This window comes from Paenibacillus sp. FSL K6-1566 (assembly GCF_038050475.1).
Lineage (GTDB): Bacteria > Bacillota > Bacilli > Paenibacillales > Paenibacillaceae > Paenibacillus_AQ > Paenibacillus_AQ lactis.
Genome location: NZ_JBBOSR010000001.1, coordinates 5,532,674 through 5,558,756 on the forward strand (window position 1 = coordinate 5,532,674; position 26,083 = coordinate 5,558,756).

28 protein-coding genes and 1 other annotated feature are annotated in these 26,083 nt (G+C 52.5%); of the genes, 11 read left to right on the top strand and 17 right to left on the bottom strand.

What is annotated here, in order from left to right:
• Positions 1-74: 74 nt before the first annotated feature.
• Together NST08_RS24740 and NST08_RS24745 are read right to left on the bottom strand one after the other, a co-directional pair.
• Entirely contained in the window at positions 75-1,049 is a 975-nt protein-coding gene (locus tag NST08_RS24740) for a COX15/CtaA family protein (RefSeq protein WP_341034942.1), read from the bottom strand.
• Between the two features lie 215 nt (positions 1,050-1,264).
• A complete protein-coding gene (locus NST08_RS24745; protein WP_007131978.1) occupies positions 1,265-1,609 on the bottom strand; it encodes a thioredoxin family protein in 345 nt (114 codons plus the stop codon).
• 111 nt (positions 1,610-1,720) lie between these two features.
• Between NST08_RS24745 and NST08_RS24750 the strand changes: the two genes are divergently transcribed.
• A complete protein-coding gene (locus tag NST08_RS24750; RefSeq protein WP_341342401.1) occupies positions 1,721-3,139 on the top strand; it encodes a DUF2515 family protein in 1,419 nt (472 codons plus the stop codon).
• Positions 3,140-3,239: 100 nt separating this feature from the next.
• Here the strand turns inward: NST08_RS24750 and NST08_RS24755 are convergent, their stop codons facing one another.
• Genes NST08_RS24755 through NST08_RS24765 form a run of 3 tightly spaced genes read right to left on the bottom strand, consistent with a single transcriptional unit; the run spans position 3,240 to position 6,153 of the window.
• Positions 3,240-4,865 carry a putative polysaccharide biosynthesis protein gene (locus NST08_RS24755; protein ID WP_341342402.1) on the bottom strand — a complete coding sequence of 542 codons (1,626 nt, stop codon included), beginning with the start codon at positions 4,863-4,865 and terminating at the stop codon, positions 3,240-3,242.
• A gap of 54 nt (positions 4,866-4,919) precedes the next feature.
• Positions 4,920-5,399 (bottom strand): DUF456 domain-containing protein, encoded by a 480-nt coding sequence (locus NST08_RS24760; protein ID WP_007131975.1) that lies wholly within the window; start codon positions 5,397-5,399, stop codon positions 4,920-4,922.
• 7 nt (positions 5,400-5,406) lie between these two features.
• Entirely contained in the window at positions 5,407-6,153 is a 747-nt protein-coding gene (locus NST08_RS24765; protein ID WP_341342403.1) for a Cof-type HAD-IIB family hydrolase, read from the bottom strand.
• Between the two features lie 167 nt (positions 6,154-6,320).
• Between NST08_RS24765 and NST08_RS24770 the strand changes: the two genes are divergently transcribed.
• Positions 6,321-6,785, top strand: coding sequence for an SRPBCC family protein (locus tag NST08_RS24770; protein ID WP_341342404.1), 465 nt, complete (start codon positions 6,321-6,323; stop codon positions 6,783-6,785).
• A gap of 148 nt (positions 6,786-6,933) precedes the next feature.
• Here the strand turns inward: NST08_RS24770 and NST08_RS24775 are convergent, their stop codons facing one another.
• The 3 genes from NST08_RS24775 to NST08_RS24785 all read right to left on the bottom strand — a co-directional run bounded on the left by NST08_RS24775 (position 6,934) and on the right by NST08_RS24785 (position 10,837).
• Positions 6,934-8,979, bottom strand: a complete 2,046-nt coding sequence (locus NST08_RS24775) for a peptidoglycan D,D-transpeptidase FtsI family protein (RefSeq protein WP_341342405.1) — start codon at positions 8,977-8,979, stop codon at positions 6,934-6,936.
• 140 nt (positions 8,980-9,119) lie between these two features.
• Positions 9,120-10,265 carry a transglutaminase domain-containing protein gene (locus NST08_RS24780; RefSeq protein WP_341342406.1) on the bottom strand — a complete coding sequence of 382 codons (1,146 nt, stop codon included), beginning with the start codon at positions 10,263-10,265 and terminating at the stop codon, positions 9,120-9,122.
• Positions 10,266-10,390: 125 nt separating this feature from the next.
• The gene (locus tag NST08_RS24785) at positions 10,391-10,837 is read right to left on the bottom strand and encodes a hypothetical protein (protein WP_251535666.1); all 447 of its coding nucleotides are present in this window, start codon (positions 10,835-10,837) and stop codon (positions 10,391-10,393) included.
• Positions 10,838-11,012: 175 nt separating this feature from the next.
• On the opposite strand from NST08_RS24785, the gene NST08_RS24790 reads away from it, so the two are divergent.
• Positions 11,013-12,182, top strand: a complete 1,170-nt coding sequence (locus tag NST08_RS24790) for an MFS transporter (protein ID WP_341342407.1) — start codon at positions 11,013-11,015, stop codon at positions 12,180-12,182.
• A gap of 408 nt (positions 12,183-12,590) precedes the next feature.
• On the top strand, positions 12,591-12,938 hold the full coding sequence (locus tag NST08_RS24795) for a toprim domain-containing protein (RefSeq protein ID WP_028404785.1): 348 nt from the start codon (positions 12,591-12,593) through the stop codon (positions 12,936-12,938).
• A 159-nt stretch (positions 12,939-13,097) separates the two neighbouring features.
• On the opposite strand, the gene NST08_RS24800 is transcribed toward NST08_RS24795, so the two are convergent.
• From NST08_RS24800 to NST08_RS24810, 3 genes are all read right to left on the bottom strand, one after another.
• Complete coding sequence (locus NST08_RS24800) at positions 13,098-13,715, bottom strand: SCO family protein (RefSeq protein ID WP_007131967.1); 618 nt, start codon at positions 13,713-13,715, stop codon at positions 13,098-13,100.
• A 137-nt stretch (positions 13,716-13,852) separates the two neighbouring features.
• Entirely contained in the window at positions 13,853-14,791 is a 939-nt protein-coding gene (cyoE, locus tag NST08_RS24805) for a heme o synthase (protein ID WP_341342408.1), read from the bottom strand.
• A 285-nt stretch (positions 14,792-15,076) separates the two neighbouring features.
• Positions 15,077-15,304, bottom strand: a complete 228-nt coding sequence (locus NST08_RS24810; RefSeq protein WP_007131965.1) for an alpha/beta-type small acid-soluble spore protein — start codon at positions 15,302-15,304, stop codon at positions 15,077-15,079.
• 121 nt (positions 15,305-15,425) lie between these two features.
• Between NST08_RS24810 and NST08_RS24815 the strand changes: the two genes are divergently transcribed.
• A complete protein-coding gene (locus tag NST08_RS24815; protein ID WP_007131964.1) occupies positions 15,426-15,593 on the top strand; it encodes a hypothetical protein in 168 nt (55 codons plus the stop codon).
• Between the two features lie 64 nt (positions 15,594-15,657).
• Here NST08_RS24815 and trpS read toward each other — a convergent pair whose 3' ends face one another.
• A complete protein-coding gene (gene trpS / locus NST08_RS24820) occupies positions 15,658-16,644 on the bottom strand; it encodes a tryptophan--tRNA ligase (protein WP_007131963.1) in 987 nt (328 codons plus the stop codon).
• Between the two features lie 58 nt (positions 16,645-16,702).
• Positions 16,703-16,955 (bottom strand) — a binding site (T-box leader).
• A gap of 180 nt (positions 16,956-17,135) precedes the next feature.
• Between trpS and NST08_RS24825 the strand changes: the two genes are divergently transcribed.
• Positions 17,136-18,116: an aldose 1-epimerase gene (locus NST08_RS24825; protein WP_341342409.1), complete on the top strand. Its 981-nt coding sequence runs from the start codon at positions 17,136-17,138 to the stop codon at positions 18,114-18,116.
• Positions 18,117-18,365: 249 nt separating this feature from the next.
• Positions 18,366-18,587 carry an alpha/beta-type small acid-soluble spore protein gene (locus tag NST08_RS24830; protein WP_007131961.1) on the top strand — a complete coding sequence of 74 codons (222 nt, stop codon included), beginning with the start codon at positions 18,366-18,368 and terminating at the stop codon, positions 18,585-18,587.
• A gap of 94 nt (positions 18,588-18,681) precedes the next feature.
• On the opposite strand, the gene NST08_RS24835 is transcribed toward NST08_RS24830, so the two are convergent.
• Positions 18,682-19,086, bottom strand: coding sequence for a hypothetical protein (locus NST08_RS24835; protein WP_007131960.1), 405 nt, complete (start codon positions 19,084-19,086; stop codon positions 18,682-18,684).
• Between the two features lie 234 nt (positions 19,087-19,320).
• Positions 19,321-21,114 carry a M3 family oligoendopeptidase gene (locus tag NST08_RS24840; RefSeq protein WP_341342410.1) on the bottom strand — a complete coding sequence of 598 codons (1,794 nt, stop codon included), beginning with the start codon at positions 21,112-21,114 and terminating at the stop codon, positions 19,321-19,323.
• Between the two features lie 127 nt (positions 21,115-21,241).
• On the opposite strand from NST08_RS24840, the gene NST08_RS24845 reads away from it, so the two are divergent.
• On the top strand, positions 21,242-21,430 hold the full coding sequence (locus NST08_RS24845) for a YycC family protein (protein ID WP_007131958.1): 189 nt from the start codon (positions 21,242-21,244) through the stop codon (positions 21,428-21,430).
• Positions 21,427-21,657 (top strand): hypothetical protein, encoded by a 231-nt coding sequence (locus NST08_RS24850; protein WP_007131957.1) that lies wholly within the window; start codon positions 21,427-21,429, stop codon positions 21,655-21,657. Before NST08_RS24845 ends, NST08_RS24850 begins: the two co-directional genes overlap by 4 nt.
• A gap of 152 nt (positions 21,658-21,809) precedes the next feature.
• Here the strand turns inward: NST08_RS24850 and NST08_RS24855 are convergent, their stop codons facing one another.
• Together NST08_RS24855 and NST08_RS24860 are read right to left on the bottom strand one after the other, a co-directional pair.
• Positions 21,810-22,502 (bottom strand): DUF2225 domain-containing protein, encoded by a 693-nt coding sequence (locus NST08_RS24855; RefSeq protein WP_028404779.1) that lies wholly within the window; start codon positions 22,500-22,502, stop codon positions 21,810-21,812.
• Positions 22,503-22,544: 42 nt separating this feature from the next.
• Positions 22,545-22,928 (bottom strand): globin domain-containing protein, encoded by a 384-nt coding sequence (locus tag NST08_RS24860; protein WP_007131955.1) that lies wholly within the window; start codon positions 22,926-22,928, stop codon positions 22,545-22,547.
• A 406-nt stretch (positions 22,929-23,334) separates the two neighbouring features.
• Here NST08_RS24860 and ylbJ point away from each other — a divergent pair, with 406 nt between their 5' ends.
• Together ylbJ and NST08_RS24870 are read left to right on the top strand one after the other, a co-directional pair.
• Entirely contained in the window at positions 23,335-24,573 is a 1,239-nt protein-coding gene (gene ylbJ, locus NST08_RS24865; protein ID WP_341342411.1) for a sporulation integral membrane protein YlbJ, read from the top strand.
• 64 nt (positions 24,574-24,637) lie between these two features.
• Positions 24,638-25,441: an NAD kinase gene (locus tag NST08_RS24870; RefSeq protein ID WP_007131953.1), complete on the top strand. Its 804-nt coding sequence runs from the start codon at positions 24,638-24,640 to the stop codon at positions 25,439-25,441.
• A gap of 88 nt (positions 25,442-25,529) precedes the next feature.
• Here the strand turns inward: NST08_RS24870 and NST08_RS24875 are convergent, their stop codons facing one another.
• Positions 25,530-26,051 carry a YutD family protein gene (locus NST08_RS24875; protein ID WP_007131952.1) on the bottom strand — a complete coding sequence of 174 codons (522 nt, stop codon included), beginning with the start codon at positions 26,049-26,051 and terminating at the stop codon, positions 25,530-25,532.
• Positions 26,052-26,083: the final 32 nt, after the last annotated feature.

Consider the following 26,083-nt stretch of genomic DNA (forward strand, 5'->3'; position numbering starts at 1 on the left):
AGCATGTTTCGCTTCGGGGACTTCGCCTGCACAAATATTAAAATGTTCCATGTTGCATACTGTAGTGACGGGAATTAGCCGATCTTCTCCCCGCGCAGCTCCAATTCGCCCTGCTGCTCGACCGGTGCCGATTCTCTTAGCTGCCATACCCTCACGCTCAAATAACTGAGCACGCCGAACAGCGCAGAGATCAGAAGGGTATGACCAAGCGCGGAGAATACATATACTTCGTCATTGTGCATCGTGGCCATGATGATGGCGCCGCTGAAAATCTGCAGCAAGCACAGCACCGTTGCCGAAACCCCGAGCATCTGAACTTCGCGGTTGTCCCGGTTTCGCCAATAAGCGAAATGTCCCATTACGGCTACTACGATGAGCAGCAGAAGAGCCGCCACCCGGTGCATGAAGGCAATGCCCACGCCGCCGCCGAGCTCCGGAATCACTTCCCCGTTGCAGAGCGGCCAGCCGGAGCACCCCTCTCTCGAGTCGGTGTGGCTTACGAATGCTCCGATATATACCACGATATACGTATAAATCGTCGCCCCCCAGACGAGTCGGCGAAAACCATCGCTGACCCGGGGCAGCCGCTCCGATCCAAGCGGCATCTTCGCCTTCTCTACCCTCCGCATGCCCAGCGCAAGCATAACCGAGCTAGCGAATGCGATGAGCGAGAAGCCGAAATGCAGCGCCATCACGGCCGCCGACTGAGGCTTGACGACTGCGAGCGCTCCCATAATCGCTTGTACAATCACGAACACCGATGTCATGACCACATAAGCCATCAGATCCTTGCGGTCACGCTTGTATCTCCAAAATGCGATCAGGGAAGCCAGGGCGGCCAAGCCGGCCATCCCGCTGACAGCGCGGTGCGAGTATTCGATCAAGGAGGAGACGGTGTAAGCGGGAATAAACTTTCCGTTACACAGCGGCCACTCTTGTCCACAGCCAAGCCCGGAGTCGGTCTTGGTAACGACCATGCCCCCGAAGGTGGCGAAGAACATGACTGCGCATGTTATGTAACTCAGCCATTTTAATTGTTTATCATTCACTAATCTCACCTGCTGCCTATATTCTTAACAATCCGCCATCAATAGCGGATTCCTTATTGCAGTCTAAATTTCATTATACCTGATTATGCCGCGACGGTCACTTTAACGATTGTGACAAAATGTTCAAAATTAGGAGAAGCTTATTGCCAAAAACAACACCGCCGCCAAGGGATCATCCATAGGCGACGGTGCGTTGTGCATCATTCCCGTTATGCTCACTTATGAATCGTTTCGTACACATCCACCGCACGCTGCAGGAAATCTTCGATTTCCTCGCGGGATTTGCGGAATTTGTTGACGAAGCGGACAAGTTCCCGTCCGTCGGCATAGGCGACGAAGCTAGGGATACCGAGGATGTTCTGCTGCTGGCTTACATCGCCGACAGCATCGACGTCAACTTCTACCAGGGTCAGCTGGTTCGAGAATTTCTGCTCAACATCCGGCATGAATGGATCGATAAACTTGCAATCACCGCACCAGTCTGCTTTGAATACTGCGACAGTCAAGCGCGGAGACTGGATAGCAACCTGAAATTCGGCTTCCGAAGTGATTTTGTCCATGGATGATCTCCCCTTTTCGTCGAAATGGTTCAACTTTAGTGAATCAAAATGTGGAGTGGAAGTCAAATATTCGTGACATACTGACAATACCAAGATAGAGCAATCGCCAAGATGACCAAGCGACTAACGGCAGGTGAGAACGGGATGCAGCAAGGCGAAAAAGACAAACAGGCGTGGTCCGGATCCATACGCAGATGGGTGTCCACATTGGCGGAAGCCGCAGTCGAAGCCTTGACTGGACGGGTGACCTCCTGGGAAATATCCTCCAAGCTCCGGGATGGCCGGAAGGACTGGAGCTGGGATGCGGTCGCAGCGCGAAGCCTCCGGTCCGAGCTAAAGCGTATCGCCCGCAGGCATCACAAGGAAATAAAAATGAACGCGAGCCCACCCGCCATGAGCTCGCCCTTTATTCGGGCCGTGAATTCCGTAGACGGATTTAATGCCAGGGAACAAGAAATAGTGGAATCCATTCAAAGCACCGTCATGGATGCCAATCGGAGCAACATCTCGCGCACGCAGGCCTACCTTAGCTGCTATGAAGCCTTTCCGGAGCTGCATTGGGCCTTTCTTGCCCATATGGTCTCCCGAAATGCCGGCTGGAACATGAGCGACCTGCAAGGAGGCTTGCTGTCGGATCTAACGGATTCCGAATTTCAAGTGAATCTGTACCGTTTTCTGGAACGATGCAACGCCTTGATCTTTCAGGACGCCTACCCCCAGCTGCTGCTGTACATGCACAGCCGGAAGCTGGGCGAGCCGCTGTTTCATCTCCTGCCATGCTTTCATGTCTCGGCCTTCATGCTCCCCTTCTGGCAGCATTTCTGGCGGGAACCCGATCACGGCGCTATGCTCGCCGTTGCCCTCATCCTAAATGAACAGAATTACATTGAAGGCCGGGTTGCCCAGGACCCGTATTTTCGGTCCCGGGTTCTGAAGCATCCGTATTTTCGTTTGCATGAGCTCGCGAGATTCAATCAAATTTTGTTTCCCCTTGGGCAAGAAGCAGCCCTTACCAGGGGCGTAGCCCCTTCCGATGCAGGCAATAAGCTCCCGCTTCGGCCGCTTGCGGGGCTCACCCTTCCCAAATTCGACAGCCTGACGGCTCGGATCAAAGCAGGTAAATCGCTCTACGGGCTGCTCTTCGGATACGAGGAGGTGCACCGTCGTGCGCTCGCTTTCGCCCGGTCCACCCCGCACCGGGGATCGCGCTCCGAATACTGGCCGGCGCTCTTCACCGCGGACAAGCAGGCGGCCATTAACAACGGCAAGGAAAGCAGCGTGCTGTTGGAATCCGAGTGGCTCCCTTCAGGGAAACGCCTGTACAGCCCCGAGCTGGAATCCGTGTGGCAGGATACGCCCTCCGGCCCGATCCCGCGGTATGATTGGTATCGCAGCTCCGCCAAGCTTCGGCTATTCCGTGAACCGGTCCGGCCGCTGCTGTTCGATATGACCCACGCGCACCGGGCCCAGCTTGAGAAGACGGCCATGGCCCACGATGTCGCTCATGAGAACCAACCAAAGCATGGATAGTTGAAAAAAGGACTGCTCTCGATCCCTTGGATCAGAACAGTCCTTCTGCAAATACATTTTCCACTATCGATTATATAGACGCAAAGCGCCTACCGCAAAGTTATCCCCGCTCACGCATCCGCGAAGGCGCCAGTCTCATCAGAGGGCGGAATACCTTCTGCAGCGGACGCGGATAATTGCCTAGCTCGGACTGGCGAATGACGCCGAACACGACAAGCAGCACGAGATAAATCACAACGACGGCAATTCCGACGATGATGCACGTGAACAGGAATGCCAATCGTGCCGGGATCACCTCAACCAGTTGAATGCCCGCTTGGTTCAACCCGTAGCCGATTGCCGCTGCCGCTACGACGGTGCACAGGAATCCCAGCCAGCGGCTTCCCAATATCGAGAACGATACGATCGATTTAATCGACCGGATGTTAAGCAGCGTGATGACCAGGAAGCACAGCGCCGTACTTCCAATGATGCCGTAGATGCCGAACAAGGGAGCCAGAAGGAAGCTGGCCGCCAGCTTGACGGCAACGCCGATCATCACGTGAATCATGGACAGCTTGGCCTTTCCGATGCCGAGCAAGATCGAGTTCGTCGTCATCATCGTAATCTGGAAAATGGTGCCGAAAGTCAGAAATGCAATGATTCCGCTGCCGCCCAGCGAGCTGAACAAGAGACCGTTCACCGAGTAAGCCGCTACTCCCAGCGCGATGACCACCGGCATGCCGGACAAAATCCCGATCCGCATGGCAAGCGTGACTTGCCGCTCCAGATGCTCTTGATCACGTCTGGCAAACGCCGCCGATATGATCGGAATCAGCGATGTGCTGAGGGCAATGGCCAGGATCGGCGGGATGCCCGCCACGCTCTGCGCCCGTGTGCCCAATACGGCGAGCGCCTCGGTCGCCTGCGCCGCTCCGATCTCGCCCGTCAGGAGCGGCTTGACGATGGAGCCGTCAATGAAGTTGACCGCCGGGACCGCCAGAGATGACAACACGATCGGAATCGATAACTTGAAAATATCCTTGTAGATGCCGCTGAGCGGAATCGAACGGTCTGCCGGGGGCAGCTTCAGCTCCCGGTCGCTGCGCCGGAGCTTCGCGGCGAAATACAGCATGACCGCGAAGGCGCCGATGCTGCCGAGCACGCCGCCGAAGGAGGCCCCAGCCGCTACCCAAGTATCGTCATACCCCAACCGCAGCAGCACATAGGCTAGACCGATAGCAGTCAGCACTCTTGCAATCTGCTCAACGATTTGGGAAATCCCGCCGGCCGACATATTGTTGCGGCCCTGGAAATACCCCCGCATCATGGCGATCGCGGGGAACAGCAGCAGCGCCGGAGCCAGCGCCTGAATGGCCGCGGCCGATTCCGGCACCTCCGCGACATGGGTCGCGTAATACGGCGCTCCGAAATACAGCAGCAGCGTCATGACAACGCCAGCCGCTCCGGCGAAGATCAGCGCCGCTTGGTATACGCGCTGAGCCTCGGCCGGCTTATTCAGCGCATGCCGCTCGGAAACCATTTTACTGAGCGTGCTCGGAATACCGGCCGTAGCGACGGTCAGCAGCATCAAATACACATTGTTGGCAATCGTGAAGGAAGCATCCCCCACATCGTTTAGCATGTGCTCCAGCGGCACCCGCTGCACAAGTCCCAGCACGCGGGCGACCAGCGCCGCCACGGCCAGGATAATCGTGCCTTTTATGAATGATTCCTTCTTAGACAATTCCTTACCTTCTTTCTCCTCCAATAGCGCTTGTTAAGCACCCCTCGCGCCTGCTTAAAACACCCAAACGATAAACACAATGATCATCGCAAGCTGCAATACGACCTTCACCACGATGCTGCTGAACAAGCCGAGCACCGAACCGAGTCCGACCTTCATCGACTTGCCCGCTCCCGAGCCCGCCAGCAGCTCCCCGATAAAGGCGCCGATAAACGGGCCGATGATCAGACCGAATGCCGGAATGACGAACGGGCCGATGATCAGGCCGATCGTACTCCCCCATATCGAGGCCTTCGAGCCGCCAAGCTTCTTCACGCCCCATGCGTTGACCGCATAGTCGGCGATGAACAGCACAACCAGAATGATCGTCTGGATAGTCCAAAACCATGCGTCGTAATGGGCGAACGTGAAGAACCAGCCATATACGAACAATGCCAAATAAATGGCGATAACCCCCGGCAAAATCGGGTAGATCGCACCGGCCATCCCGATGATGAACAGTGCGATCACAATAATCCAGCCTAATACGTCCATCCGCTAATCACCCTTCGATCAAAATATGATCCCTGATCACTTCCACAATTCCGTTCTCATTGTTGCTCGCCACGACAAGGTCCGCCTCATCCTTGACCGTCTGCTGGGCATTGCCCATGGCAACGCCAAGCCCCGCTTGCTGGATGACGGCCAGATCGTTCAAGCTGTCGCCAACGGCCACAACCTGGGACATGTCAAGACCGAGCAGTTCGCATACCTGCTTGATCCCTGTCGCCTTGTTGACGCCCAACGGATTGATCTCCAGATTCACCGGCGAGGAGTTGGTGATTTCCAGTCCCCCCATATCCTGAAGCCGCATCAGGATCCGATGGCGAACCTCGTCGTCTTCCGCCGTATAGCCGAATTTCAGCCACTCCTGATTCTCAACATCCTCGCACCAGCTCTCCTGGTTATACAATCTCTCTACAGAATACGCCCAGAACCAGGCCCCGGTTTCAACGGCAAGCTCATGCATCTCTGCAACAAGCTTGCTGTCCAGCAGAGAACGCCGGTACAGCTCATACGGGGCACGCCACACCTCGCTGCCATTGACCGTTACCATCGGGGTGGTCAGCTCGAGCTGCTTCGCGTACGGGTATGCATCTTGAAACGGCCGTCCGGTGGACAGGCAGACATGGATGCCTTGCCGAACCGCTTCCTTGATCCAACGGACAGTCTCCGGCGACACTTCATGATCGTCCTGAAGCAGCGTGCCATCCATATCTAAAGCCAGCAATCGGTACTTACGATTCATTGTTTAAGCCTCCTAATCTAGTCACACGATAAGCATAACGACATTTTACCACAAAAGGTACGGGCTCAAAACCGAACGCTTGGACAAATGAGCAAGGAATAAGAAGTCAAGTCCGCTATAATGTGCTAACCTATTGGAAACTCTATACTGAATAAGGAGCGTGTCCCATGAAATCACCCCAGAGTTCCGCTGTTACCGTTCAAGCCGAAATGCTGATCCGCAAACCGGTTTCCGAGGTCTTTGAAGCCTTTGTCGATCCGGATATCACGACCAAGTTCTGGTTCACCCGATCCACCGGCAAGCTGGAAGCCGGTAAAGAAATTCGTTGGGACTGGGAAATGTACGGCGTATCTGATACGATCCTCGTCAAAGAGCTGGAGAACAGCCGCCGGATTGTTATCCAATCGTCGGACGGCACGACGACGGAATGGCAGTTCGTGCCTCGAAGCGAGGACGGCACCTTCGTGACGATTATCCATTCCGGATTCGAAGGGACGGATGCGGATATTACCCGCCAGGCCATCGATTCGATGGGAGGATACACGATGGTGCTCTGCGGGTTGAAGGCGCTGCTTGAATTCGGCATTGTCTTGAATCTCGTTGCAGATAAGGCGCCGGATGCCCACGTATAGCTATATCTATAAGTTGAACCAATCATCGGAAGTTAGTTCAAATACGTAAAATGTTATACAACTGCCGGTTGATTTCAATTCCCTTGATAAACAGAAAGAAGGCAGCCAAGCCCTTATAGCTTGAAAGCTGCCTTCTTTTTCGTTATGCCTATTCTCCGTTGCCTTCCTGCTCATCCTTGTTCTTCGGATGCGGTGTGCCGTCGAGGCCGTAGATTTCATCGTACGCATCGAAGATCTTACGTGCCACCGGAGCCGCGCTTTGGGAACCGAAGCCGCCTTCCGGAATGACGACGGCAACCGCCAGCTTCGGATTTTGGCGAGGAGCAAAGGCGATAAACACGCCGTTGTCAACGACGTCACGACGTCCGTTCTTATAAACCTCCTGCTCGGACGTACCGGTTTTGCGGGCAAAATCATACGGGAAATCTTCAAACGCCCGCAGATTCTGGGTATTCATCCCCTGAATCACTTCATTCCAGTACTGCTGCGGAAATTTTTCTTGATTCAGCACTTCACGTCCGAATTTCTTGACCACCTTGCCGTTCTGGTCCACAATTTTGCTGGCAAGCTGAGGTTTAATCCGCGCACCTTGATTTGCAAGCATGGTTGCGTATTGTGCTAATTGAAGCGTCGTGTACTTCCCGGACTGGCCGAAGGAAGCGTAAGCCATCGCTGCCAGATAACTGCCCGCCTGCTCGATGTTCGTATACTCGATAATGCCTTTATGCTCGTTCGGCAGGCCGGATTCAGTGGATACGCCCAGCCCGAATTTCTTCATGTATCCGTCCCACACTTCGACGGCTTTGGAGCCGTACTTGTTGAACAGCTTCTCCCCGACCCAATCGACCATGAAGGCGTTGGAGGATTTCTCAAGAGCTTTTCGCGCATTGATTGATCCATTCGCCTTTCTGCCGGAGTTGTAGACCCTCGAGTTATCCTTACCGAAGTACGCCGCCCCTTGGTCCGGATAATAATCGTTCGGGCCAAATAAATGCTCATTCAGTCCGATCAATACGCTCAGCGGCTTGATCGTGGAGCCGAGCAGGACGGTCGATTCCAGATTGTTGCCTGAACGTCCCGAGCTGTATGGCCATATGGTTCCGTTGCGGTAATGATTCATGACCGAATCCCAGTCATCCGTTCCGGTCTCCCATACATTCGGATCATAATCCGGAATGCTGGCCATGGCAACAATGTTCCCCGTATCCACTTCCATGGCTACCGCATACCCCGTCTTGGCATTCGTATGCAGCTTACCCGATACGGGATTCGTGTGCAGCCATTTCAGCTGGTCAATAATCGCCTGCTGCGCGGCGAGCTGAATGTCTTTATGGATGGTCGAGTGGATATTATAGCCTTTTTGCGGCGGGACCATGGTCGGCACGCCGTTGGCCATATTTTGCGGGCTGATCGGAATATTGATATAGCCGTTCTTGCCGCGCAGCTCATCTTGAAACATCATTTCAAGCCCGTCGACACCGACCTTCTCCTGCTCCGAATAGATCAGACCCGGGTCCTTCTGGGTTTTGTTCTTCTGATCAATGGCTTTGTACTTATCCAAATCCTTCTGACCTTTAAACTCCCTTAAATACCCGATCGTCTGTACCGCAATTCGGTCCTCGCTGTACTTTCGCTCGCTTTCCTCCACGATCTCGACGCCGGGATACTGGGATTTATGCTCCATGAAATAGGCGACTTCCTTCGAGGACAGGTTGGCTTTAATTCGCCGAGGTTCGTACCCCGGCTGCTTGTTAAAGTTCAGATCCATCGCTTTGATGACATCTTCCACGGTCATCTTCTCGGCTTTGGGATCGCCGTACCGGTTGAAGACATCCACCATCTCTTGCGCCAGCTTCTCGATTTCCGGCCGGTTCTTCTTGCCGCGGTCGGAGTTGCTGTAATCTTTCATCAGCGTAAGATACAGCGCCTGGGAAGGCGTTGAGTAGGCTATCGGCGTGCCCGATGCATCAAGGATGCTTCCACGGATCGGCTGAAGCGGGAAGTTTTTGATCTGACCCCCGGTTTCCATTTCCTTCAGCTCAGGCCCTTCCACGAATTGAAGAATCGCCAAACGTATAATGATGACACAGAAAATAATAAACGTGCTAAAAAAGAACAGGTTGACTCGCAGATTAAACTGACTGCCGGCATCTCCCTCATCTTGTTTGCGTTTATCCGGCCTAAACCCTCTCACGTATGCTTCTCCCCTTTTATGCACATTACATAAACCTATATTATCACAAAAAGCCTCCCAACTTCATCCCGATGACAATGGTCGGACTCACAAAGGGCGAACCCCCTTGGCCTTGGGTCCGCCCCTGGTTCGATTCGCTATTAAAATACCCTCTCTTTAATATGCGTTTCATTGAATCGCGGAGGGTTAAACCAGTCCCCGCTCTGGGCCCATGTCGGATCCAGCGGAACCCACTTTTTCTCCTCGCTCAAGTACACTTCGTTCCAGGCATGCGGCCCATAGCCGCCCTGGCCGTTATAGCCGCGCCCGGTTACGACGCGCACGTCCAAATCCTGTGAGCGCGCCATCATCGCATACAGCCGGGCGTAATCAATGCAAACGCCAAGCCGGGTATCGTACGTATCCTGCGGCGTCTGCTCTTTCCAAATCCTCTGCTCTTCATAGAGCCGAACCTTCTCATGATCGTAGGATATCCGGCTGCCGACCCAATCATAAAGCTTGCGGGCCTTCTCTTCATCGGTCGAAGCCCCCTTGACCACATGCGCCGCCGTCTGCTCGATCCCCTCCGGAATCCGGTGGTCGATCACTTCGTATTTCCGCTCCATGATGCCGCTTAGTTCATCTTGAACCGACTGGGCGAAGACCGGCAGCTGTTCCCGTACCAGCGATCCCGACAATGGCTCGAGTACTGCCCTTGCTCCCTGCGAATATATTGGGGAAGCCTCGACATAACGGCTGAATCCATGATCCGGATTGAGGCTGACCCACACGAACAGCACAGCAATGACAAGCATGCTGCGTGCAGCACCAATCAGCACCCCGATGCCGGTGCCGGCCAGCCGGCTCGGCAGCGATGCGGATGTTTCCCTCCCGGATCGGAACAGGCTTCCCCCTCCGAAAATCAGGGAGATCAGCAGCCGCAGCATAAATACGATCAATCCGTAACTAATCATAAACAGGACCGCAAATCTTAGGAGCGGAAAATCAGCCAGCGATTTCACCGCCGTATAATACACCTGCTCCCAGAACCGCAATTCCCGGTCCGGTAAAGCGGAGATCGTGCCTAGCCATTCCCCGGCCTTTGGCGACAGCCACAACGTAAACGGGATGGATATCACCAGACCTCCGATCCGGAGCAAGGCGTCCCCCAGAAAAGAAACCAGCTTCCCGGCGGAGCGGGAAGCTCCCCGTCTCCACCCCTGTATCATGGAGAAGGCCACAATCAGCAGCAGCAAAACGGTAATTCCGTTTCCGTCTCGCACACTATCGATCCATGCGGACATCACACGGCATTCCCCCTCTCCCAATGATGTTGGTGCAACCCGGCTGCAAATGAGCGGGCAAGATACTTTAGCATCCCACATCGGCTTCCGGGTCTGATTGCACCATTATTTAAATGAATTGGCTTTCGTTATTTGGAATCCGTATTGTTCTTGGCATCATTGATAAAGGTTCGGATCGTGTCGTTAATGTCCCACTTTCCTACCGCTACCCCGCGAAAGGTTACCTCAACTTCGCTGGAGCCGGTACTGCCCTTCAACTCCAGGTTCGGAGCCGTAATGGAATAGGTTCCGTCTCCATTCGACGTATATTTTGCTTCCTTCGCTTCCTTGATCATCAAATTCAGCGCTTCGGTCTTGACGGTATCGATGGTTTCATCCTTTACCGTCGATACAACCTCCCCGATCTTGTCCAGCGATATTCCGCTATAGACCAATAGGCCTACAATGATCAGGACGGCGATCGCCCATTTGATGACCGTTCTCACCACATTCAAAACGACAAACAGAATAATTAACGCGATTGCGATAACGAGCCAGTTCTGCTTCAGAAACTCCATCCATACTTGCGTATCCATATCCTTCACTCCCGTCGCTAATAAAACGGCGGTTTGACGGCCGTCTTTTTAATTATACATGATTCCCAAGGATGCTGTCAGCCAACCGGGTCTTTTTACTAAGAGGTATAAGCCTGCCCCTTGGAGCGTACAAGTAGTATCATAACGATCTTTTGCCGGATAGGAGGGTGCCATATTGAAAACCGCTTTATGGCTATACATGTTTTTATTTCTGGCGTTTTTTGATTTGCACGCCCAATATCCCGTGCTCACGCCGTTCGCCATCTCGCTTGGGGCCGCTCCGGCCTTTATCGGCTGGATGATGGGCATCTATGCCCTGACCCATCTGCCGGGCAATCTGATTGCCGGCGGCCTGATCGACCGGCACGGCAGCCGGCGCTACATTATTTTCAGCCTGACTGCGGCAGGCATCATTCTGCTGCTGCAGGCCCATGTCCAGCTTCCCTGGCAGCTGCTTGTGCTCCGCTCCATCAGCGGCTTTGTGCTGGCTTTCCTGTCACCTGCATGTCTTGCCCTGCTCGCATCCTTATCCAAAGATCCCGTGACGCAAGGCAAATACATGTCCGGGCACGGCCTTGTACACACCCTGGCTTCCGTTCTTTCGCCTGCAGCCGGAGCCTTTATCGTAGCGAACACCGGATTTTCGGGCACCTTTCAGAGCCTTGGCTGGCTTCTCATCTTTACGGGAATCATGGCTTTTCTTAGCCTCCCCAGGCAGGCAACAGAGACAGTCGGCAAGAAGGAAGCCAAAGCCCAGCCTAACCAGGGAACAACCCGGCTGCCCTTTAGCCTTCGGCTTTATCTGTTCCCGTTTGTCATCGCATGCTCCCAAGGCATATTGTTCTTTGAGATTCCGCTCCGTGACAGCGGGCAGGCAAGCATCATGTCAACCGGACTGCTCTTCTCCGTCATCAGCCTGGGGGCGCTTGTTACCCTGAGCATGCTTTTCCTGAACCGCTATCCCCCTCGGGCCCGGGTAGCAGCCGGCGTGTTTGGCCTGGCCATCAGCTTTTATTTGCTGGCCGCTGCTGATCATTTGCCGTTGACGGTTACTTTATTTGTATTAGGGTTGTCTAAAGGCCTGCTGTTCCCTGCCTTATCATCGCTATTTATTGAGCTGAGCGGGGGCACCCGGCTCGGGAGGGTATTCTCGCTGCAGTCCATCGCCATGTCGCTCGGTTCCTTTGTCGGCCCGATTGCAGCCGGGCAGCTGCGGACGATCGTATCGCCTTATTTTATTGCCTTTCTTATGCTGATGACCGTTCTCCTTCTGCTCCCGCATCAGAAACGTGTCGAGCCTTCGGCCGCCTTGGCACCGGAGACGACACCGGTATCACCGCTCTGATAAACATCACGGATATGGGCTCCATAAACCGCATCAAGTGGGCCAATACACAATCCTATTGGGTAAATGGACATAGAATACAGTGTGGCAACTGACCACGGACATTTAACCAAGGGGTGAAAACAAATGAGTCATGTCCATCATAAACATTGTCATGTACCGGCATATGGAAATTCGGTAGGAATGATTCTGGTTCTGTATATTCTTCTCGTGATTATCCTGAGCAGCTGTTTCTACTAGAATACATGAGTTTTACTGAAGCGGTCTTCCTGCTGGAAGGCCGCATTTTTCTGTTTTGCATGAACGGCGGTAAACAAGTTACACTATATATACATCTTTCGACCAGAACGCCAACATTTCCCGGGGAATGCTGCCAAGCTACGCCGTATCATGACAGAGGTGAACAGCATGTCAATATTTATCATCGTCGAGGGCAAGAACGACCGCAGCCGTCTCCGCCGGCTGCTAACCTCCGATATTACGATATTATGCACATTCGGTACGTTGAACAGTGCCAAGCTTGACGCATTGCAAAAGCAGGTCCGCGATCAGGAGGTGTATCTGTTCATGGACAACGACAGCTCCGGCAAAAGGATTCGCGGGATATTGCGCGACGCATTCCCGGATGCCGAGCAGATTTACACCCGCCGCGGGTACGCAGGCGTAGAGGGCACGCCAGATGAATATTTAATTGCCCAGCTGGAAAAAGCGGGATTGGAGGAATTCATCATCTACCCGCCGCCTGAAGAATACTAGCCCTAGCCCCTGTTATAAAAGGGATTTTCGAAGCTTGCAGCCTATTCCATTTTCGAATTTCGGATACGGCTCTCCTTCCCAAGTAAGAAGAAACGGCGGTCAGGATGATTCTCCTGCGCCGCCGTATTTGCTTCCTCTATTCGAATTGTCGGATAAGTCCTATTCCTTAATCAAGGTCTTGATGTCTTGAATGATATCCTCTGTTTTTACATCCGACGGAACGCCGGCATTATACATTTTGCGAATATTGTTATCCCGGTCCACCAGAGCGATGGAGTTACCATGGGTGAAGTTCGTCGAATCGTTGCCGAGAAGCGGGATTTTAAAGGAATCTTGCATCAGCTTCCGGGTTTCTTCCTGGTCTCCCCTTAGAAAGTACCAACCGCTGTAATCAGCATTGAAGCGGTCGCCGAACTCTTTGATCTTTTCTTTGGTGTCGGTCTTCGGGTCAAAGGAAATGGACACGAAGTTCACCTCGCCCCCAAACAGCTCTTCCTTCTTCAGCTCTTCCTGAATCTGCGAGAGGATCAGCGTCGTAACCGGACAAACGTCCGGACAGCTGGTGAAATAAAAGTACATCAGCTTGACCTTTCCCTTCGTATCCTCCGACGTGATGGTTTTGCCGTCGACATTCTCCATGGAATAACTGCCGACTTCACGAATGACCGGGAGTTTATCCTTCCCGAATCCCAGTGAGTTGTATACGAGGTACACCGCCGCGACTACGCAGACGGCCAGCAAAATCCAAGTCCATTTATAGCGCTTGAATGCGTTCATTCCCCTTGCTCTTCTCCCTTCTTCCCGGCCTGATTCTTATGGAACCATATGCCTGTCCTGCATACTGAACGTTATGACCGCTACGTAATCCCCTATCCGCCGACCTAACGACCATAGCCGGCCTGATTATTCAAATCTTAGAAGGTCGTATTAAGGATTAGAACAATGAGGCTGAGCGTTAAATAATTGATCGAGAAGATGAATACTTTCTTCGACCAAGCCTCATCATCCTTCGCCGTGAATCCCTTCAAAGCCGTATAGAGCCAGCCAATCGCCAGGAGCAGACCGATAACCAGGAAGAAGATGCCTGCGTATCCGTATACATACATGAGAATCGGAATCGGCAGCAGGAGGACAAGGTAAGGGATCATCTGAATTTTCGTACGCTTGATGCCCTTGACGACCGGAAGCAACGGAAACCCTGCTGCACGATACTCTTCTACCCGTCGAATGCCGAGCGCCCAGAAATGCGGCGGCTGCCATAGGAAGAGCAGTGCAAAGATCAGAACTGCCCCCATATCTACCTGTCCCGATACCGCCACATAGCCGATAGCCGGCGGCATCGCGCCGGAGATGGCGCCGACGGATGTGCTCCATGTCGAGGTGCGCTTCAGCCATAGCGTGTAAACGACGACATAAACGAACATGCCTACCGCGCCGAAGATCCCCGCAAGGACGCCGGAGAACAGGAACAGCACCGCTAGTCCCAATGCACCCAGTATAATGGCATACCAAAGAACAACCTTCGGCGTCAGCCGTCCGGTTGGAAGAGAACGATCCCGCGTCCGTTCCATCTTCATATCGAGTTCTCTGTCGAAATAGTTGTTAAACACGCATGAGGATGCCATTACGAGCAAAGTTCCAAGCAATGTCATCGCGAGCAGTCCGAACTGGATGTCCCAGCGCGACGCCAGCCAAAATCCGGCAAATGCTGCTATCAAATTAGACCGGAGTATTCCGGGTTTGGTCACTGTTATAAAATCTTTCCAAGTCCCCGCTTGTTCGGGAGGTGCAGGCGCTGCGGAAGCCAGTGCTGCGGATTCTGAAGGAGCCTGATATCTCAAGTGATTACCCACGTGTAAACGTTCCTCCTTGTATCTGTCGTTATGGAGGAAGTACTGCCTCCGCTATAAAGTTTATCATATCATTAGTAAAAAGTGTTTAGCAATCCTTCGGAATTCGGTGTATCTATATGACAATTCAGTGACATTTGCCAAGGATATTTCCTTGACGTTATGGCGTTGTTTAAGGCACAATTTGACTATGTATGGCGCCGGGTCCGGGGACGTTCGCCAAGAAGCAAATGAAAACCCGGAGCGCATTTATAGCGCCCCGGGCGGTAAGTCCCTTATGAGAAGAAATTACAGTGTGCGTCCAGAACCCGAAAGTTGCTGTTCAGCTTGCTGTACCAGACGCTTCGTGATGTAACCTCCCAAAGAACCGGTTTCACGGGATGTGTAGCTGCCCATGTATCCGTCTTGAGGAATAGTCACACCCAGCTCGCGAGCAGCTTCCATTTTCAGCTGCTCCAGTGCTTGTCTTGCTTGAGGTACAACCAGATTGTTGCTGCGGGAACGACCTTGTGCCATATTAAATATCTCCCTTCACTGAATGTCTGTTATTCCAGTGCAAGCTTGCAAACTTATTATGGCTTCATCTCGCAGCCTTATACGTAGTTTTTTATTTTTTATGTTGGAGGTTTTTTTTCATATGAGCAAAGGTCTATCCCTATGGTTTGCCGTCTCGTCCATCGTCCTTCTAACCGCCTGCGCAATAATGATCAGCACGAACTGGCTGATTGCCATCGGACTTGGCATTCTGTCGATTCTTAACATCGGCTGGGGCTTTATCATCAAGTCCAAGCGCAAGCCGTCTTAAAATCAAGTTTCATTAAGTCGGGTTCTCGGCGCCGAAGCGTTTGCCTCCAAAGTGCATAGAGCAATTATTTCGCAGGCAGAAAGCCCATCTTATCCTTAACGCCGTCCAAGATTTGGGCGGCTTTGCTGCGTGCCTGCTCTGCCCCTCTTGCAAGAATGTCGTGAATTTCTCCGGATTCGCGAATTTCATAATATCGCTTTTGAAGCGGTTCAAGCGCAGCCACAACCACCTCGCCAAGCTCCTTCTTGAACGCACCATACATTTTCCCCTCAAAGCGATGCTGCACATCCTGCAGGGAAATGCCCGCGCATTCCGAATAAATGCTCATCAGATTGCTGACCTCCGGCTTCGTTGAAGGATCGTAAACAACCTCGGTACCGGAGTCGGTTGTGGCGCGGCTAATTTTTTTGCGAATCTGGTCGGGTGTATCCAGCATGGCAATATAGCTTCCCTCAACCGGGCTGCTCTTGCTCATTTTTTTAGATGCATCGTCCAGCGACATGATTCGAGCTCCTACTTGCGGAATATACGGCTCCGGTACGGTAAAGAACTCCCCGAAGCGATGGTTGAACCGTCCGGCCAAGTCACGCGTCAGCTCCAAATGCTGCTTCTGGTCGTCCCCAACCGGAACGAGGTCGGCATTATACAGCAAAATATCGGCTGCCATCAGCGCCGGGTACACGAACAGACCTGCCCCCACCGATTCCTTGCCTTCCGACTTATCCTTGAACTGGGTCATGCGCTCTAGCTCGCCCATATGCACGAGCGTTGTCATCAACCACGAAAGCTCGGCATGCTGCGGAACATGCGACTGCATGAAAATATTCGCTCTTGCCGGATCGATGCCGGCCGCAACATACAATGCCGCGACCATTTCCGAACGCTCACGGAGCGCCTTTGGCTCCTGCGGCACCGTAATCGCATGCAAATCCACGACCATAAAGTAGCAATTGTGCTCATCCTGGAGCTTCACAAAATTTTTAATGGCTCCGATATAGTTGCCCAGCGTCAAGTTGCCGCTTGGTTGAATGCCGGATAATACGGTTTTCATTTCATAGTCCTCCATTTCTATTTCTTTCATAAATCCAACAAAAAAAGGCCCCACATCCGCAAGGGACGTGAGACCGTGGTGCCACCCTTATTCGCCGCAGCAGCATCGTACGCATGACAGCTGCAGCCTTCCATTCTTGTAACGGAGAATACCCGGCCGGCATATTAAGGAATTAACACGGTTCATGTTTATCCTGTTCAGCTCAGCACTCAAAGGTCCATTCAGCAAAGCGGCTCCACCGGTTCACATCAGCCACCGGCTTTCTGAAGGAGCGACCGCATCTGCCTACTTGTCCTTGTCATCGTGTTCAATCATCATTGATCACTATTACATGCAATAATAAATCTCTTACACCACCTTGTCAATTCCAAGATCCTGCGAAGGCATGCCCCCCGGCGATTTCGAGCTTTTGTTGTACGCGAGGCTTAAAAATCTGTTATGATGTGGTTAATCGTCCAGACCATGATTTTTGTTAGTAAAGGAGCATCGATATGAATCAAGTGACCAAAGGCCAGTGGAATGGTTACGACACCTATATCTTAAACAGCGGCCGTCTCGAAGTGACTCTCCTCCCTCGTCTAGGTAACAACGTGATTGGGATTAAAGACATCGAAGAACAGCGTGAAATCCTCCGAAGGCCGGATGAAAGCGAGCTTGCATTCTATCTCCAAAAGCCGTACCACTTCGGCATCCCGATGCTCATTCCGCCGGGACGGATATCCAAAGGCCGGTTCGAATACGGCGGCCAAACGTATCAATTCGACCAAAATACGGCAGGCGATAATCATATCCATGGACTGCACCGGACCCAAGCTTGGTGCGTAAGCGATATTGAAGAGGATGATGAAGGCTGTGCGGTTTCGACAGAGTTCGTGACCTCTGATGATCCGAAATGGATGTCGCAGTTTCCGATCCCCCTGAAGCTGGAAATGAACTTTCGACTCCAGGGAACCGAATTGGTCCAAAATCTGCGCATAACGAACACCGGCAAACAACCCGCCCCAGTCGGCATGGGTTATCATACATGGTTCCTGCTCGACGGCGAACCTCATCGATGGTCGCTTGAAGTGCCTGTCGACTCGATCTATACGCTTAATAACGAGCTGATTCCGACAGGTGGTACGTCGGCGCTGGGGCATCTCGAAGGCCTCAATACCGGATTAAATCTGAAGGATACGGATCTGGACACGATTCTGAAAATACCGGAAGGCAAGCCTGCCCTTGCCCTGCTCAAACGGGACGATGGTTATGAGATCCATTATTCGGCCGATCGTCAGTATTTTAAGCATTGGGTGCTGTATACGAAGGGCCAAGCTGAAGAGTTCCTGTGCATCGAGCCTTACACATGGCTTCCAAATGCACCCAACTTGAACCTGTCGAGCGCCGAGACTGGCCTGATTCATCTCGAGGCTGGAGCATCCGTTGAATTGCAAACCCGCATCCGTGTTCTTCATGGCGCAAATTTCGACTAATGGCGCAACCGATCGCATTTAAACGGACTTGATCCTATTGGAAGAATCGTCAGAAGCGACATACTTACTGCTTGATAGAATGGCAGCCCTTCGATCTTGAAGGGCTGTTTTTTTGTGATCCTCCATAATCGTGGCTCAATGCCCGCCCCCCCCTAATTTTACCAGCTCCGTATCTCCCTTGATGGCGAATGAGACCCCTATCTTTCAGGTCATAATATCCTCATACAATCTCAAAGGAGGTGACATGACATGGCTCAAGGACGTTCTTCTAACAACCTGGTGGTTCCTCAAGCGACTGCAGCTCTTCAACAACTGAAAGTAGAAGCTGCTCAAGAACTGGGTGTAACTCTTCCTCAAGACGGCTACATGGGTAACTACACTTCCCGTGAAACTGGTTCATTGGGAGGTTACATCACTAAGCGTCTGGTACAACTGGCTGAGCAGCAATTATCGGGTCGTTCGAACCTGTAATCGCATCTCTTCCCTCCAGCCATAATAGAAAGAGGCGATCTTCTCCCCAAAGATCGCCTCTTTCGCCGTTATATGGTATGAACAAATAATAATTTCATGATTTCGAAGCAGCTTCGGGATATGTATGTCGGGGATATCGTATCATTAAGCTCGCCATATTGTAGTTCGACTCGAGAATTGCATCCACCACAACCATGCCTTGCCGCACCATAAACTCGTAACTGATTTCACCGTGTGTCCAATGCCGCTTATGCTTTAGGCTTTCAAGCGCCATCATCCGAAACGAATACTGCTGCGCTTCGCTTAGCCCCTCCTCACAAGGTGCAATAACCCCGTTTCGCCCGGCCAACGGATTGTGCCGGATACCGAATTTGCCGATGATATTATTTCGTATTTGTACAAATACCGTACCGGAGGTTAATCCCCCCAGTTCTTCCTCCAGCTCTCGAAACACGATATCCAACTGTCTAGCCAGCGATAATTGATCCAATTGTACCATATCGTCACCCCTCCTTTATTAGTAAATCCTCCCTAATATTAGGGCTTATGACTCATTATAAGGGAATGGAAAAGCTCGATCAACATAATTCAACATAATTGGGTATATATGACTAAAATTGCACAATTATTTAAAAGCTTTTCTGTATCTTCCGGCATTTTTCTCCCCTTTGCGACAAAAAAAGAAGCCCGCAAGGAGCTTCTTTCATCGTATTTCCCCGAAGCATTCGGCACCTTATGCCAAATGGTCGGTTAACTGCAGAAACTGTCTGATATCCGATACGCATAAATCCGCCGCGCTTTGCCAAAAATCGCGCTGGGTCAAATCGACGTCCAGATGCTTTTTCGCCAAATCCTCCACCGTCATGACGCCTGTATCACGGAGAAGCGCATCGTATTTTTCAGCAAAAGCAGGACCTTCCTGAAGGGCACGAACGTAGAGGCCGGTACTGAACATATAGCCGAATGTATACGGGAAATTATAGAACGGTGTACCCGTAATATAGAAATGCAGCTTGGATGCCCAGAAATGAGGATGGTAAGACGTCAAGGCGTCGCAATAGGCCTCTTTCTGCGCCTCCACCATGAGATCCGAAATTTCCTCGGCGCTGAGCAGCCCGCTCTTCCGCTTCTCATAGAAACGGGTCTCAAACAGGAATCTTGCATGAATGTTCATAAAGAACGCAACGCTGTTCTGAATTTTCTCCTCCAGCAATGCCAGCTTCTCTTCTTCGCTGGACGCCCCTTTCACCATCGCGTCAAATACGATCATTTCCGCGAAGGTCGAAGCGGTTTCGGCGACGTTCATCGCGTATCTTTGGTTGAGCACGGGGATTCCGCGCATCAGGAATTGATGGTACGCATGTCCCAATTCATGAGCCAGCGTGGACACGTTCGAGGCGGTCCCGCCAAACGTCATGAAGATCCGCGTCTGTTCGCTGGCCGGGAACGAAGTACAGAAGCCGCCAGGTCTCTTGCCGGGACGGTCCTCAACCTCAATCCAGCCTTTATCGAACGCCATTTGGGAGAAGTCCGCCAGCTTCGGACTGAATTTGCGGAACTGCTCTACGATATTAGCTGCCGCGTCATCATAAGAAATTTTGGCCGCGGACGTGCGGATCGGCGCATCCACGTCAGTCCAGGACAGCCCCTCAAGACCAAGCAGCTTCGCCTTGCGATTCAAATACTCCACCAGCACCGGCTTCGTATCCTGAATGACCGCCCACATCGTATCCAGCGTCTCGCGGCTCATCCGTCCGATCGCCAGCGGCTCTTTCAACACATCGTCCCAGCCCCGGTTCTCATACAGCTTCAGCCGGAAGCCGGACAGATGGTTTAGCGTATCTGCGCAGTAGTCCGCCGCTGCTCCCCATGCTGCCTCCCATTTCTCAAACATCGACTGCCGTACCTCACGGTTAGGATCGTGCATTTTGTTAAAGGCTTGTCCGGCGGAGAGCAGCTTGGTCTCGCCGTTCTCTTCGTACGGAATTTGAATTTTGCTGACAATGGTGTCGTAAAATTCGCCCCAGCCGTGGTAGCCGTCAACGGCGAGCGCCAAAGCCAGGCTTTCCAGCTCAGGGCTCATTTTCTCCTTCGCCAGGTTCCGGCTCTCATTCAAGATGAAGTCCAGCTTGGACGCAGCCCCGGTGCCTGTCCACGCCGTCCAGAGCTCATCGTTCATGCCGCGAAGCACATTATCGAACCGGCTTTTCACGGATTGGAGCGTAGCCGACAGCGAGGTGACCCGCCCTGACAGCTGAACGGCTTTTTTATCGTTTACGTTCTGTGCGGTCAAGCAGCTTACAAATGCTGAGGCTTCCCGTACGCGGGCATAGCAGCTCTGAAACTGCTCCAAAAAGGCTTCCAATGCTTGTGTGCCTTCGATCGAATCCGGCACGGAGAGGCTTCTTACATCCTGCTGGAGGGCTTGCATATCCTTCTCAAGCGTCTCCAGGAAGCTTGCCAGCTGCGGAGACGAGGAGCCTCCCGGGAAAATGGTTTCTAAATTCCAGGTCTGTTGAAGTGTCATATCCATAGTCCGCCTTTCAAAAATGAAGTGAGTTTTTTTCTTCCAGCTTGACGCTCATATTTGTATGAACGACGTGAAAAGTGTATAACTATATATATTAAAATTACTGCTGGAGGATCGATAAGCGATGAGACCTTTACAAATTTCACCAGAGACGGCGGTAACCTTGTCCAAGCAGCTGGGCGTTCCGCTGGAGCAGCTTATGCATATGCCGCAGCATATCCTGATGCAGAAGATCGCCGAGCTTGCGAAGAACGATAAGGCAGAGCCGCAGTCGGAGCAGAAGAGCGAACAGGGCCGTCCGGAGAACTCATGATACCTTTTTCAAACACATGGCCCTATGATGTCGTCGGAAATGACGTATATGTACAAACATGCCCCTTCTGCGGGACCGACAATGTTCTGCTTCCCATGAAGCCCAAGGAGCTGATTAGCGTCAGGGAAGGCAAGAAAAAGCTGCTGATCTTCCCCTGCTGCCACAACCGAGTAACCGTGCTCGACAGCGACATCGATTATTTGCTTACAGACCAGCGGCTCCGCTAATGACGACAGCCGGCCGCTTGGTTCTACCCTTCGGAGTCGGTATCCCTGCTCCCCGCAAGTCCGATGCATCCGGAGCGCGGCAAGCTCCAAGCTAAGTCTATCGATTCTAAGCTGCGCCTTTCAGCCGGCTTTCGTTCCTCTGGATGAAGCGGCTACTCCGCTCCCAGTGCGTGGCCCTTCTCTTCCCTCAGCTGTTCGGAAGCGACCCGCCACTGCTCCCTGGAAGCCCGAATCATTGCGGCATCCACAATCTTCTGGTCTTGAACCACTCTTGCGAACCACTGCACCGCCTCCTGGTATTGTCCCAGCCTTCGGTGAATTTCCCCGATGAGATACAGCAGCTTTGCGTCATTGGCCCCTACTCCCTCAAGCTCAAACACTCGGATATAAGACTCCAGACTATACCTCAAGAAGCGCCTTTCCTGCTCCTGATTCTCCTGGTAGCGGTACAGCCACGCAATATGGTGAAGCAAGCTTGCGATGATTCGCTCGCGTTCCCCGATGATCTGCGCGCAGAGCAAGCCGAGCTTGTACGTCTCCAGCGCTTCCTCAAGGCTGCGCCGGCCTCCGAAGTCGCGGCTCTCCCATCGGCATGCTATTTGCGTCTGAAAAGCCGACCTCTGCTTGTCATTCAGCTTGATCAGGGAATTTTCCGTGGAGGCAAATCCGCAGCTCGGGCAGATCCTGACGACATAGTAATCGGGATTTTCCGACTTATAGTACGCGCAAAAATCGGTATCCGTCCGATAGGCCTTTTTAAAGCTGGGCCGGACCCTCGAGGTTTCAAACTCATGCTCGCAGTGGATACACTGCACCTTGATGGAATACAAGGGCTCCAATTTCATCTTCGCTTCCCATCCCTTCCCTTGCGTACTCTCATCCTGCCTTTAGTCCAGGGGCGTGTTCACGAAATGGTGGGCAGGGCCGGACAGGCGCTGCAGCACAAATTCGCGGAGCTCATCGTCCACGCCGATCTCCATCAATGCCCCCTCCATGCAGCGGAGCCATTCCTCGGCATGACGCTCCGTAATCGGGAATCGAAGATGCCTTGCCCGCATCATCGGGTGACCATACGCTTCGGAGAAGAGCGCGGGGCCTCCGAAAAACTGGCTTAAAAACATATACTGCTTCTCCATTACCGGCTCAATATCCTCCGGAAACAACGGTGCCAACAGCTCGTTCTGCTGAACTCTCGGATAAAATGCCTCGACTAAAGACCGGATCCCCTCGGCCCCCCCGAGGTTATCATAGATGCTCAAATGCGGATTCATACCCGTTCAGGTCTCCTATCTATATATATAATTTTCGACATGGATGCACTTCTCTATTATAGCAAAAAACAACAAAAAAAGGCGCACCCCAACGGGAGCCCCTTCTAAATGCTATTAATAACTGCGCCAATCCTCTTCACTCTGGACGAGAGAAGCACGTATAACATAAACGAAGGCGCATACCAGAATACCTGCGACTATGCTCATGATCATCACTCCATCCAAACATAATACGAAAGATGTGCTTTGATGTTTTTTATTATAGCACATGTTTCCGGAAAATAAAGCAATTTTGAAACCGCTTACTCATGTTTTTTTAGACTGTTTGTCCTAATCCCGGCATACATTTTTAGAAAAGACCTATCTCTGCAACGAATTTTCTTCGATGCCAGGAGGCAATGATTACATGACCATGAAAAAAGCGGGCTGGCTGCTGCTGGTAATGGCATTGACCAGCGTGATCGTTCTAATGGCTATATATCCGAAGGCTGCTCTGGAGTCTGCTCTCAGGGGCCTCTCCATCTGGTGGGATGTGCTGTTTCCATCCCTGTTCCCCTTCTTTGTGATATCGGAAATGCTGCTGGGATTTGGGGTTGTGCATTTGGTCGGCACCCTGCTCGATCCCTTGATGCGCCCGCTGTTTCGCATACCCGGGGCAGGCGGGTTTGTTGCGGCGATGGGCTATGTATCGGGTTACCCGGTCGGCGCTAAGCTCACGGCCAAGCTTTGGGAGCAAAAAATGGTGAACCGCGAGGAAGGCGAGCGTCTTGTCGCCTTCACCACTTCGTCTGACCCGATCTTTTTGATTGGCGCGGTATCGGTCGGCTTCTTCCATGACCCGAAGATCGGCTTGATCCTTGCGATCGCCCACTATGGCGGAGGCTTTGTTGTCGGTCTCCTTATGCGGTTTCACGGCAGACGCAAGTCCGCCGACCATTCCGGTGAAGACACGCTGAATATCGCAGGCGGGAAGCCGGGACGAATCAAGGCCGCGTTCCAAGCGATGCATGCCGCAAGACTGCAGGATGGACGAGACCTCGGCACCTTGGTAAGCCAAGCGATTCAATCCTCCCTTCAGCTTATTATTGTCGTTGGAGGGCTTGTTGTATTCTTTTCCGTCTTTCTGGAGCTTTGGACCCGCGCAGGTGTGGTTACAAGCTTCACCGAGTTGATCAAGGTTTTGCTGTCGCTGATCGGGATGCCGGAAGCCCTGTCGACCGCGCTGGTAGGCGGCATCTTTGAGGTAACGCTCGGAGCGCGTTATGCCGGGGAGGCCGGTTCCTTCATCCCCTTGCCTTACAAGGCTGCAGCCGCGGCTTTTATCCTGTCATGGGGAGGATTGTCCGTTCATGCGCAAATCGTCAGCATTTTGAACTCTACCAATTTACGATACTTCCCGTTTGCCGTCGCACGGCTGATCCACGGGATTATAGCGGCCTCGGCCGTCATCCTGCTGTGGGAGACGGTGATGGGGACTTCGATGCCTGCGTGGATGGATCCCTCTGCTGTTTCGACTCCTGCCTTAAGCGGGTATACCCATATTATGGCGGCCTTTTCCTTAACGATCGGCACGATGATCGCTTGCTCGTTGCTGATCCGTCTGATCAGGGGCCTGCATCAAAAAATCCGCAAAATCCCTAGGTGAACATTGTGTTATTCTCCAAGATTGATTATCATCTTTATATAACCTTACAAAGGAGCTTATCAACTTGAGATATTATGTTCTGGACCGCGGTGACCCATTGTCTGTTGAGCTGACCCAGCAGTTTCACAAGCTGGCCGAACAGCGGGGGTTTGTGCTGGATGCAGAATCTCCCGAGATTGTCGTTTCGATCGGTGGAGACGGTACGATGCTGCACGCATTTCATACCTTTATTGACCGTATACCTGACTTGGCTTTCGTCGGTGTTCATACCGGTCATTTAGGGTTCTATGCAGACTGGAAAGCTGACGAGCTGAACGAACTTATTGATCATATGAGCGGCACCAAAGAGACGGGAGCCGTGGAGCCGCGTCTCGTCAAGTATCCCTTGGTACAACTGGAGATCCATAAGAAGTCAGGGACTTCATCTTATATTGCGCTGAATGAGTTTACGCTCAAGGGCGTTGACGGGACGGTCGTCGCCCAGATTGACATTAACGATGTAACCTTTGAAATGTTCCGGGGAGACGGCATTTGCGTATCCACCCCATCCGGCAGCACGGCTTATAACAAGAGTGTCGGAGGCGCGATGGTCCATCCCTCGATCGATGCCTTGCAGATCGCGGAGATTGCCTCGATCAACAACCGCATCTTCCGAACGCTCGGCTCGCCGCTTCTTCTGCCCAAGCATCATCATTGTGATATTTTTTCGCGCAAGGAGCAGCGCTTGCTGCTTACGATTGATCATATCAATATCTCGATCGATGATCTTATCTCCGTTCGCTGTCAGGTGGCGGAGCAGCAGGTCAGCTTTGCCCGATACCGTCCGTTTCCGTTCTGGAACCGGGTTCGCGATGCGTTCCTTGGTTAATCAAGCATACAAAAAGATCGGCCTCTGTCCATTGGTGCAGAGATCCGATCTTTTTTATTAGGATATAAAGTTCAAGTCAAGACGGGATTCAAGAAGTAGCGGACCTCGGAGCCTTCGGCCCCTTCTCCCTCGGTTCCCTTGGCTCGCGCTGATCACGCTGTTCGCGCTGCTCCCGCTTCGCTTCCCGGACTTCGCGTTCCCGGCCGTCCTTCCTGCTCTTCACTGCTCCGTCCTGTGCGGCCTCCTTGTTTCCTCTATTCTCCTCATCAGGCCGGACTTCCTTAACTTCTGCTGCATCCCGGGGTTCCCGGTCCTTCGGCTCTTTATGCTCCTTATGCTCCTTTGTTTTCTGGAGCACGAAATGGGCACAGCCGAAATTGCAGTACTCGTTAATATAGTCAGACATGCTGGAGAATGTGGAGTCCTTGGCGGCTTTCGGATGGTTGTCGCGGTAGAAGCCTTTTAGCCGTAGCTGATTGTAGCCCCAATCCCCCACAATATAGTCATACCGGTCCAGTACCTCGCTGTACCGATCCCGGAAAGCCTCCAGATTCCAACCGTTCCGGTAGTCCTTCAGCAATTCATAGCTTTTGTTGCCGATAATGATCATGACAGCATCCCTGCCTTTCTAACACGCTGAGA

Excerpts from the sequence above, each read along its gene's own strand:
- NST08_RS24745 (WP_007131978.1), bottom strand. The coding sequence starts at position 1,609 with ATGGACAAAATCACTTCGGAAGCCGAATTTCAGGTTGCTATCCAGTCT.
- NST08_RS24750 (WP_341342401.1), top strand. The coding sequence starts at position 1,721 with ATGACCAAGCGACTAACGGCAGGTGAGAACGGGATGCAGCAAGGCGAA.
- NST08_RS24760 (WP_007131975.1), bottom strand. The coding sequence starts at position 5,399 with ATGGACGTATTAGGCTGGATTATTGTGATCGCACTGTTCATCATCGGG.
- NST08_RS24765 (WP_341342403.1), bottom strand. The coding sequence starts at position 6,153 with ATGAATCGTAAGTACCGATTGCTGGCTTTAGATATGGATGGCACGCTG.
- NST08_RS24770 (WP_341342404.1), top strand. The coding sequence starts at position 6,321 with ATGAAATCACCCCAGAGTTCCGCTGTTACCGTTCAAGCCGAAATGCTG.
- NST08_RS24785 (WP_251535666.1), bottom strand. The coding sequence starts at position 10,837 with ATGGATACGCAAGTATGGATGGAGTTTCTGAAGCAGAACTGGCTCGTT.
- NST08_RS24795 (WP_028404785.1), top strand. The coding sequence starts at position 12,591 with ATGTCAATATTTATCATCGTCGAGGGCAAGAACGACCGCAGCCGTCTC.
- NST08_RS24800 (WP_007131967.1), bottom strand. The coding sequence starts at position 13,715 with ATGAACGCATTCAAGCGCTATAAATGGACTTGGATTTTGCTGGCCGTC.
- NST08_RS24810 (WP_007131965.1), bottom strand. The coding sequence starts at position 15,304 with ATGGCACAAGGTCGTTCCCGCAGCAACAATCTGGTTGTACCTCAAGCA.
- NST08_RS24815 (WP_007131964.1), top strand. The coding sequence starts at position 15,426 with ATGAGCAAAGGTCTATCCCTATGGTTTGCCGTCTCGTCCATCGTCCTT.
- trpS (WP_007131963.1), bottom strand. The coding sequence starts at position 16,644 with ATGAAAACCGTATTATCCGGCATTCAACCAAGCGGCAACTTGACGCTG.
- NST08_RS24825 (WP_341342409.1), top strand. The coding sequence starts at position 17,136 with ATGAATCAAGTGACCAAAGGCCAGTGGAATGGTTACGACACCTATATC.
- NST08_RS24830 (WP_007131961.1), top strand. The coding sequence starts at position 18,366 with ATGGCTCAAGGACGTTCTTCTAACAACCTGGTGGTTCCTCAAGCGACT.
- NST08_RS24835 (WP_007131960.1), bottom strand. The coding sequence starts at position 19,086 with ATGGTACAATTGGATCAATTATCGCTGGCTAGACAGTTGGATATCGTG.
- NST08_RS24840 (WP_341342410.1), bottom strand. The coding sequence starts at position 21,114 with ATGACACTTCAACAGACCTGGAATTTAGAAACCATTTTCCCGGGAGGC.
- NST08_RS24845 (WP_007131958.1), top strand. The coding sequence starts at position 21,242 with ATGAGACCTTTACAAATTTCACCAGAGACGGCGGTAACCTTGTCCAAG.
- NST08_RS24850 (WP_007131957.1), top strand. The coding sequence starts at position 21,427 with ATGATACCTTTTTCAAACACATGGCCCTATGATGTCGTCGGAAATGAC.
- NST08_RS24855 (WP_028404779.1), bottom strand. The coding sequence starts at position 22,502 with ATGAAATTGGAGCCCTTGTATTCCATCAAGGTGCAGTGTATCCACTGC.
- NST08_RS24860 (WP_007131955.1), bottom strand. The coding sequence starts at position 22,928 with ATGAATCCGCATTTGAGCATCTATGATAACCTCGGGGGGGCCGAGGGG.
- ylbJ (WP_341342411.1), top strand. The coding sequence starts at position 23,335 with ATGACCATGAAAAAAGCGGGCTGGCTGCTGCTGGTAATGGCATTGACC.
- NST08_RS24875 (WP_007131952.1), bottom strand. The coding sequence starts at position 26,051 with ATGATCATTATCGGCAACAAAAGCTATGAATTGCTGAAGGACTACCGG.